The organism is Mesorhizobium sp. M2C.T.Ca.TU.002.02.1.1, from assembly GCF_003997225.1.
The window spans coordinates 1-2,548 of record NZ_RZTO01000853.1 but is presented as its reverse complement, the minus strand read 5'-3'; the positions used below and the strand labels follow the sequence as shown (position 1 = coordinate 2,548).

Sequence of the window (2,548 nt, the reverse complement as noted above, 5' to 3'; positions counted from 1 at the left end):
GCATAGAGCGGCGGCAGCGTCGGGTAACCGCCGAAGCCGACGACCGCCTCCGGCTTGATCCTGGCGATCACCCGGCTGGCCTCCCGTACGCCCTGCCTGATTTTCCAGAAGGCCGAGAGCATGGCGACCGGGTTCTTGGAACCCAGCGTGGCCGAAGGGATCGTGTGAATGTCGGCTGCCGGGAAATGGCGGGAATAGCGCTCGGCGCGATGGTCGGTGGCAAGATGCACCTTCCAGCCACGGTCGATCAACTCATGCGCGAGCGCCTCGGCCGGAAACAGATGTCCGCCCGTTCCGCCGGCCGCAAGCAGGATGACACCCTTTGACATCCGGCCTCATTCCGCCGGCATTGCGCGCTGCGCGAGGACGAAGCCCATCTGCTTGCGCTTTTCCGGCCGCTTGCGCGTCAGTGCGAGCACCATGCCCATCGAGACGGCAATGGCGATCTGCGAAGAGCCGCCATAGGAGATGAAGGGCAGCGTCATGCCCTTGGCCGGCATCAGCTGCAGGTTCACGCACATGTTGATGGCCGATTGCAGGCCGAAGACGGTGACGAGGCCGCCGACTGCGTAGCGGGTGAAATCATCATGTTCCTTGAGCGCGATGCTCAAGCCGCGCAGCACGATGAAGGCGAAGATCGACATGATGAAGAAGCACATGATCAGCCCGAACTCCTCGCCCGCGACCGAGAAGACGAAGTCGGTATGAGCGTCCGGAACAATGCGCTTGACGGTTCCCTCGCCCGGCCCGACACCGAACCAACTGCCGTTGATCAGTGCCTCGCGGCCCATGTCGACTTGGAACGTATCGCCTTCGCCGGTCAGAAACTTGTCGATGCGCAAGGCAACGTGCGGGAACACCGAATAGGCGGCGAACAGGCCGCTTGCCCCGACGATGCCGAGAGCCACGATCCACAGCCACGGCAGGCCGGCCATGAAGAACATGACGCCCCAGGTGCCCGTCACCAGCATGGTCTGGCCGAGGTCGGGCTGCGCCACCAGAAGCGAGATGACCAGCGCAAGCAACAGCATGGCGAACAGATTGCCGGGAATGTCGGGCTGGCGCTTGTGCTCGGCAAACAGCCACGCGCAGATGATGACGAAGGCGGGTTTCAGGAATTCGGACGGCTGGATCGAAAGGCCGGCGAGCGACACCCAGCGCCGCGCGCCTTTCACTTCGACGCCGATGTAGAGCACCGCCACCATCAGCACCAGCATGATGCAGAGCATCACCAGCGACATGCGCCTTATCTGCCGCGCTTCCAGGAAGGAGACCGCAAGCATGACGATGAGCGCCGGGATGGTGAAGATGACCTGTCTGGTGGCGAAGTGAAAGCTGTCGAGGCCGATGCGCTCGGCCACCGCGGGGCTCGCCGCGAAGGACAAAATGATGCCCAGCCCCATCAACGACAGGAATGCCGCCAGGAACCAGCGATCGATCGTCCACCACCAGGTGGCGACAGGACTTTTGTCGAGACGGCTTTGCATCAACGTGGCCCTCCGATGGATTTGACACCATCAATAGCAGTCGCAGCTTGCCTGAAGGCTTCGCCGCGCACCTCGAAATTCTTGAACTGGTCGAAACTGGCGCAGGCCGGCGAAAGCAGCACCACGGCTTCGCCGCCGGCGTCGTTTGCCGCGTCATGGGCGGCATGCTCGACCGCCGCCGCAAGCGTTCCCGATATCTCATAGGGCACCGCTTCGCCGAGCGTCGCCGCGAAGGCGGGCGCCGCCTCGCCGATCAGATAGGCCTTGGCGATGCGCGGGAAGAAGCCGCGCAGCGGCTCGATGCCGCCTTCCTTCGGCAGGCCACCGGCTATCCAGTAGATACGGTTGGCGAAGCTCGACAACGCGGGTGCGGCCGCATCGGCGTTGGTCGCCTTGGAATCGTTGACAAACAGCACATGGTCCTTGCGGCCGACCTGCTCCATGCGGTGCGCCAGTCCGGGGAAGCTTTCCAGCCCGGCCTGGATCTCGCCGAGCTCGAGCCCGACTTTCAGGCAGGCGACGACGGCGGCCAGCGCATTCTGCGCGTTGTGCTGGCCGCGCAGTGAGCCGATGCCTTCGAGGAAGGCGACGCGGCTGTAGCGGCCATGCACCGCTTCCATCAGGTTGGTGCCGTCGGCGAAATAGCCGTCGGTCAAAGGCAGGCGCTTGGAAATACGAACGACCGGCCGGCCGGCCCGCTCCAGACGGTCGGCGATCTGGGCGCACCAGGAATCGTCGACGCCGATGATGGCGGTGTCGCTGCCGGCGACCAGCCGCTCCTTGATCGAGGCGTAATGCGCCATCGTGCCATGCCGGTCGAGATGGTCGGGCGTGAGATTAAGCAGGATGCCGGCGGTCGGGTTGATCGAAGGCGCAAGGTCGATCTGGTAGGACGAGCACTCGACCACATAGTGCCGTTGAGGCTCGGGCGGGTCGAGCGTCATGATGGCACGGCCGATATTGCCGCCCATCTGCGTGTCGCGGCCCGCCGACTTCAATATATGCGCCGTCAGCGCCGTCGTCGTCGACTTGCCGTTGGTGCCGGTGATCGCAATGAAGGG

At 64.2% G+C, this 2,548-nt stretch carries 3 protein-coding genes; all 3 read right to left on the bottom strand.

Going from position 1 to position 2,548, the window contains the following annotated elements; genetic code table 11:
- Positions 1-329, bottom strand: a 329-nt coding sequence (locus EOD07_RS30440; RefSeq protein ID WP_206519605.1) for a glycosyltransferase, incomplete at its 3' end; no start/stop codon positions are given.
- Positions 330-335: 6 nt separating this feature from the next.
- Positions 336-1,487, bottom strand: a complete 1,152-nt coding sequence (ftsW, locus tag EOD07_RS30435) for a putative lipid II flippase FtsW (RefSeq protein ID WP_073985475.1) — start codon at positions 1,485-1,487, stop codon at positions 336-338.
- On the bottom strand, positions 1,487-2,548 hold a 1,062-nt coding region (gene murD / locus EOD07_RS30430; protein WP_127237947.1), incomplete at its 5' end, for a UDP-N-acetylmuramoyl-L-alanine--D-glutamate ligase. The genes ftsW and murD, both read right to left, overlap by 1 nt.

Excerpts from the sequence above, each read along its gene's own strand:
- ftsW (WP_073985475.1), bottom strand. The coding sequence starts at position 1,487 with ATGCAAAGCCGTCTCGACAAAAGTCCTGTCGCCACCTGGTGGTGGACG.